Consider the following 6593-nt stretch of genomic DNA (forward strand, 5'->3'; position numbering starts at 1 on the left):
GTGCGGGAAAGTCAGTGCAGGGGGTAGCCGCCGATGCCCCGCCAGGCGAGGCCGGCGATCAGGGCGGTGGCGTCCTCACGGGTCAGCGAGCCCGGGTCGTTGAGCCAGTAGCGCGCGCTGACCTGACCCATGCCGACCAGGCCGACCGCGAGCAGGTGGGCCGCCTCGGTGGGCAGACCGGTGTCCTCGGCGATCACCTCGGTGATCGCGCTCGCGCACTCGGTGGTCACGCGCTCCACCTGCGCCCGCACCAGGGGCTCGCTGGTGAGGTCGGACTCGAAGACGAGGCGGAAGGCGCCGGTGTCGGCGGCGACGTAGTCGTAGAAGGCGGCCATCGTGCCGGCCACACGAAGCTTGTTGTCGTGCGTGGAGCGCAGCGCCGCGTTGGTGCTCTCGATGACCCGGTCGCACGCGGTCTCGAGCAGCGCGAGGTAGAGCTCGAACTTGCCGGGGAAGTGCTGGTAGAGCACCGGCTTCGAGACCCCCGCCTTCGCGGCGATGTCGTCCATCGCGGCCGCGTGGTAGCCCTGGGCGGCGAAGACGTCGAGGGCCGACTCCAGCAGCTGTGCCCGACGGGCATGGCGGGGAAGTCGCGCACCCCGAGCACGCACGCCGTCGATCTCGCCAGCAGTCATGGCGACCCTCCCGTCTCCGTGGTTCGTGCAGAGCCTAGACGGTCGGGTCCCCATGACGGTGCGGCGCGGTCACGCCGCGGGGTTGGTCACCTCCACGGTCAGGGCGTTGCCCGACTGGCCCGTGACGGTCGCGCGGACGCCGTGACCGGCCACCTTGACCGAGTTCTGCGGGTTCTCCGCCGACCAGTAGGCGTCGGGGTTGGTGTCGTCGAACGTCGCCTTCGCGGCGAGGTCCTTCGCGCATGCCTCGTACGTCGTGTAGCCCGCGGTCGAGGAGTCCGGGACCTGCTTGTGCAGGCAGACCGGGTCGACCGGGTCGAGGCCGAACGTCGCGTCGAAGGGCTGGCGACGGTTGGACGGGCGGGTGCCGTCGGCGTACGTCAGCGGCGTCGCGTGCGCATCGACGACCATCGCCGCGCCTGCGCCGGGGTGCGCGCTGACGTTGTTGTCGGCGTAGCGGCCGTCGACGTACCAGACCAGCATGCCGTCCTGGAACGGGAAGTGCTCGACCCAGTCGGGGCGGCTGACCGCCTCGCTGAACTGGTACGGCCCGGTCTCGAGGGTGGCGTCGTAGCCGACGTACTGGCGGTTCTCGATGAGGTAGTACCGCTTGGAGCTCTTCGTCTCCGTGCCGGTCGAGACGGTCCAGCCCTGTGCGGTCCAGCCGTTGTCGCCCGCCTCGGCGCCGTCGGTGACGGACCAGGTCGTGCCCGCGGCGAGCTTCACGTTGTCGAGGAACGCGCCGGGCTCGTTGACGCCGCCATCGGTCTGGTAGCGGAACCGGAAGAGCGATGCAGCGCCACCGGCGTTGTAGGACCAGCGCTTGCCGGTCCAGCCCTTCGAGGCGCCGTCGATCGGCGTGCCGACGGCCTTCCACGTGGCGCCGTTGTCGACGGAGTACTCGGCGTACAGGTAGTCGTAGCCGGCCTCGATCTGGTGCCAGACGTCCGCCGTGACCGTGACCCGGCTGGCGGCCGGGACCGGACGCGTGAGCTTGTTGTTGAGCCCGTCGCCGCGTCCGGACCACCAGGCGTGCGTGCCCTCCGGGGGAGTGGTGTACGTCGTGCTGGTCACCGCGTCGGGAAGGTCCACCTTGATCGCCTGGTCCTGGCCGTCGAGGGTCAGCTGGCTCGGCGAGAGCGTGAAGGTGCCCGACTGGCCGGTCGCGACGGTGCTGTGGTCGAGCCACCCCAGGTAGAGCTTCTCCTCCGGGCCCATCAAGCCGGGGACAGAGCCGATGTCCTCGGTGCCGTGGTTGAGCCACGAGCCCGAAGACATGAGGGTCCAGAACGCGGTGCCGTTCTCGCCGCCCGCGGTGTCGTAGTAGTCCGGCAGGCCGAGGTCGTGGCCGAACTCGTGCGCGAAGACACCGAGCCCGCCGTTCTCCGGCTCGACGGTGTAGTCGCCGACGAAGTACTTCGACCCGCCGACGCGCGTGCCACCGAGCAGGTTGGGCGTCTCGCCGACGGACGGGCCGGTCTGGCCGTAGAGGTTGCCGTCGACGTACCAGCGGTGGGACCAGATCGCGTCCTCGGTCGCGCCGGCCTCCTCGCCCTCGCCGGCGTGGACCGCCTGGAAGTGGTCGATGTAGCCGTCGCCCTCGTTGAAGTCGCCGTCACTGTCGAAGTCGTAGCGGTCCCAGACGTCGAACTTCGCGAGGTAGGCGTCGATCTCGGCAGCGGACTTGCCGGCGGCGACCTGCTTGGCGTACCAGCTGTCGACGGTGTCGGAGATGAAGTCCCAGGAGCCTCCGTTGTCCTCACGCGGGTTGGCGCCGTAGTACGAGCCGTTGTAGGGCACGGTGACCCAGTCCTCGACGGTGTTGAGCGCGGTGTACTTCCCGCCCGAGAGCTTCGCGTAGTAGTCGGCGAAGGACTCGCCGCTGCCGTTGAACATCTCGTCGTAGTGCGCCTTGTTGAAGTCGGACGTCCAGACGGTGGAGTTGTCCTTGGTGCGGTCCGGCTGCGGGATCTGGTTGTGCAGCGGTCCGGGCTCGCGGCCGTAGCGACCGGCGGACGCCGTGCCGAACTCCGACAGGACGGTCCAGACCTGATCGGTCTTCTCGGTCGGGAACTCGACGAACTCGTCGGAGCTCAGCTGGACGACGGAGCCGCCGTCCGGCTGGGCCTCCAGCTCTGCCTTGCCGTTCTGCAGCAGGGTGAGCGCCTTCTTCTTGAGGCGGTCCTGCTTCTTCGTCAGCGGGCCCGGGCGGTTGTCGGACCGCTGAGCCTGCTGCTGCTCCGCCTGGAGTGGTGTGGACTCCTGCGCCGCGGCGGGCAGTGTGGTGACTGCGAGCGCGAGCGAGGCGGTGCCGGCCAGGAGGCCGGTGGCAAATCTCTTCACGTGTACGCCTTCCGAGAGTGCTGTCCGCACCGGTCAGGCAGGCCGGGGCGGGGTGGCGTGAGCCAGGTTCGACTCAAGCGCGCGACACGTGCAGTGTCCAGCCATCTGCTGGTTGCGATTCGGTCACGGCACGTCGGCCCACGGGCCGTGGGGAACAATGGCGGCGTACGTCGTGTTGGCCCGACCTGCACGTCGCAGAAAGTTTTCTGACCCGAGGAGCCTTGCGTGTCCATCCCCGCACTCGTGGAGCCGGCAGCCGAGCTGACCGTCGACGAGGTCCGCCGCTACAGCCGCCACCTGATCATCCCGGACGTGGGCATGGTCGGGCAGAAGCGCCTGAAGAACGCCAAGGTGCTCGTCATCGGTGCGGGTGGCCTCGGCTCCCCGGCGCTGATGTACCTCGCCGCGGCCGGCGTCGGCACGATCGGCATCGTCGAGTTCGACGAGGTCGACGAGTCGAACCTGCAGCGCCAGATCATCCACGGCCAGTCCGACGTCGGTCGCCCGAAGGCGATCTCGGCGCAGGAGTCGGTCCAGGAGATCAACCCGCTGGTCAACGTCGTCGTCCACGGCGAGCGCCTCGACAACGACAACGTCTACGCGATCTTCGAGGGCTACGACCTCATCGTCGACGGCACCGACAACTTCGCCACGCGCTACATGGTCAACGACGCGGCGTACTTCCTGGGCATCCCGTACGTCTGGGGCTCGATCTACCGCTTCGACGGCCAGGCCTCGGTCTACGCCGCGGGCCTGCGCAACTCCGAGGACCCGGTCATGCGCGAGGCCGCCGCCGAGGCGCCCTGCTACCGCTGCCTCTACCCCGAGCCGCCGCCGCCGGGCATGGTCCCCTCGTGCGCCGAGGGCGGCGTCCTGGGCGTGCTCTGCGCGAGCATCGGCTCGATCCAGGTCAACGAGGCGATCAAGATGCTCACCGGCATGGGCGACCCGCTGGTCGGCAAGCTGATGATCTACGACGCGCTCGAGATGGAGTACCGCAAGCTGAAGGTCCGTCGCGACCCGAACTGCGCGCTCTGCGGCGAGAACGCCACCGTCACCGAGCTCATCGACTACGACTCGTTCTGCGGCGCGGTCTCGGAGGAGGCTGCTGACGCGGCTGCCGGCTCGACGATCTCGGTCCACCAGCTCAAGCAGTGGATCGACGACCGCGACGACTTCGTGCTGATCGACGTGCGCGAGCAGGTCGAGTGGGACATCAACCGGATCCCGGGCGCGACGCTGATCCCCAAGGGCGACTTCCTCAACGGCTCGGCGCTGGAGAAGATCCCGTCGGTCGACTCGGGCAAGCAGGTCGTGCTGCACTGCAAGTCGGGTGTCCGCTCGGCCGAGGTGCTGGCGATCCTCAAGGGCGCGGGCTACTCCGACGCCGTCCACGTCGGTGGTGGCGTCGTGGCCTGGGTCAACCAGGTCGACCCGTCGCAGCCGTCGTACTGATGCGCTGACGTCACGCGTGCGAACGCCCCGGACCTCGTCGGTCCGGGGCGTTCGTGCTTCGTGTGTCGGTGGTGTCTGAAAGGGTTGCCCCGTGACGACCTATCAGCTCGCACCTGCGCTCGCGGCGGCTCCCCGAGCCGTCGTGCTGGATGCTGCGCAGCAGGCGGTCGTCGACCACAGCGACGGTCCGCTGCTGGTGCTGGCCGGTCCGGGGACGGGCAAGACCACGACCCTGGTCGAGGCGATCGCGGCCCGCATCGAGCGTGACGGGGTGCCGCCCGAGTCGATCCTCGCGCTGACCTTCTCCCGCAAGGCCGCGGAGCAGCTGCGCGATCGGGTCACCGCGCGCGTCGGGCGCACGACGACGGCGACCATGTGCAGCACCTTCCACTCCTTCGCCTATGGTCTGATCCGGGCCTACGCACCGCGCGACCTCTACGACGCACCCCTGCGGCTGCTGGCCGCCCCCGAGCAGGACGTCGTCCTGCGCGAGCTGCTCGCCGACCACCCCGAGTCCGTGCGCTGGCCGGCGTCGCTGGGTGCCGCGCTCGGCACGCGCGGCTTCGCGCGCGAGGTCCACGCGGTGCTCGGCCGGGCCCGGGAGAAGGGGCTCGACCCGGCCGACCTCGTGGCGCTCGGCCGGGACAACGGTCTGCCGGAGTTCGTGGCCGCGGGCGCCTTCCTCGACCAGTACCTCACCGTCCTCGACGCGCAGGGTGCGACCGACTATTCCGACCTGATCCGGCGGGCAACGATCGAGGCCGAGGCGCACCGTGCCGAGCTGCGCGAGCGCTACACGCACGTCTTCGTCGACGAGTACCAGGACACCGACCCGGGGCAGGTGGCGCTGCTCCAGGCGATCGCGGGCGGGGGCCGGTCGTTGACCGTGGTGGGTGACCCGCACCAGTCGATCTACGCGTTCCGTGGAGCCGACGTCCGCGGCATCCTCGAGTTCCCCACGGTCTTCCCGCAGCGCTCCGGCGCGCCCGCGGCCGTCGTCGCGCTGGCGACCACCCGCCGGTTCGGCCCGAGAATCCTCGAGGCATCGCAGCGCCTGGCCGCGCGGCTGCCGCTCAGCGGTGCCCTCCCGGAGGCGGCGCGGGAGGCGTTCCTGGCGCCGCGAGCCGAGGCGGCGTACGACGGGGTGGTGCAGGTCCGCACCTTCGACACCGAGCGCGCGGAGGTGGAGCACATCGCCGACCTGCTCCGCCGCGCCCACCTCGAGCAGGGTGTCGGGTGGGACGAGATGGCCGTTCTCGTCCGGTCCGGGCAGGCGACCATCCCGATGCTGCGGCGCTCGCTGGCGGCTGCCGGCGTGCCGGTCGATGTGGCGTCCGACGAGCTTCCGCTGGTGCGTGAGCCGGCCGTTGCGGCGCTGCTCGCCGCGCTGCGAGCCGTGGTCGATCCCGACCAGCCGGGCGTCGAGGAGCTGCTCACCGGACCGCTCGGAGGGCTCGACGCGATCGAGGTGCGGGCGCTGTCACGGCGGCTGCGACTCGCGTCGCCCGATGCACCGCACGACGAGCTCCTGCGGGCCGCGGTCTTCGACCCCGCAACGACGTTCGGTGCGACCATGGCGCGGGCCCGCGACCAGCACCTGGACGGAGCCCCCGCGGAGGAGCTGCTCTGGACGCTGTGGCAGGGCTCGGACTGGTCGGCCCGACTGAGCGATGCCGTTGCGCGCGGTGGACAGGCGGCGCGCTTCGCCCACCGTGACCTCGATGCGCTGTGTGCCCTCTTCGAGGCCGCGGCCCGCGTGGAGGAGCAGCGTGACCATGCCGGTGTCGCCGCGTTCCTCGACACCCTGCTCGCCCAGGAGATCCCCGGTGACTCCCTCGCCGAGCGTGGTGTGCGCGGCGCGACGGTGCGCCTGCTGACCGCACACCGCTCCAAGGGCCTCGAGTGGCGGCTCGTGGTGGTGGCCCACGTCCAGGAGGGCGGTTGGCCCGACCTGCGCACCCGCTCGTCGCTGCTCGGTGCTGACCGGATCGGGTCCGACGGGCTGGTTCCGCCACCCGCCCGTGCGGCACTGCTCGCCGAGGAGCGGCGGCTCTTCTACGTCGCCGCCACCCGCGCGACCGAGCGGCTGGTCGTGACGGCCGTCGCCTCGCCCGACCCGGATGGCGAGCAGCCGTCACGGTTCCTCGGCGAGCTCGAGCC

The 6593-nt window shown here is 70.6% G+C and carries 4 protein-coding genes; 2 read left to right on the forward strand and 2 right to left on the reverse strand.

Annotated features, from left to right (window positions below):
• Window positions 1-11: 11 nt before the first annotated feature.
• Both VLF38_RS09095 and VLF38_RS09100 read right to left on the reverse strand, forming a co-directional pair.
• Entirely contained in the window at window positions 12-635 is a 624-nt protein-coding gene (locus VLF38_RS09095) for a TetR/AcrR family transcriptional regulator (RefSeq protein ID WP_325270949.1), read from the reverse strand.
• A gap of 69 nt (window positions 636-704) precedes the next feature.
• Window positions 705-2978: an immune inhibitor A domain-containing protein gene (locus tag VLF38_RS09100; protein ID WP_325270950.1), complete on the reverse strand. Its 2274-nt coding sequence runs from the start codon at window positions 2976-2978 to the stop codon at window positions 705-707.
• 225 nt (window positions 2979-3203) lie between these two features.
• On the opposite strand from VLF38_RS09100, the gene moeZ reads away from it, so the two are divergent.
• On the forward strand, window positions 3204-4433 hold the full coding sequence (gene moeZ / locus VLF38_RS09105) for an adenylyltransferase/sulfurtransferase MoeZ (RefSeq protein ID WP_325270951.1): 1230 nt from the start codon (window positions 3204-3206) through the stop codon (window positions 4431-4433).
• Between the two features lie 91 nt (window positions 4434-4524).
• A partial coding sequence (locus tag VLF38_RS09110; protein WP_325270952.1) for an ATP-dependent helicase occupies window positions 4525-6593 on the forward strand: 2069 nt, incomplete at its 3' end.

The organism is Nocardioides sp. (assembly GCF_035481145.1).
Lineage (GTDB): Bacteria > Actinomycetota > Actinomycetes > Propionibacteriales > Nocardioidaceae > Nocardioides.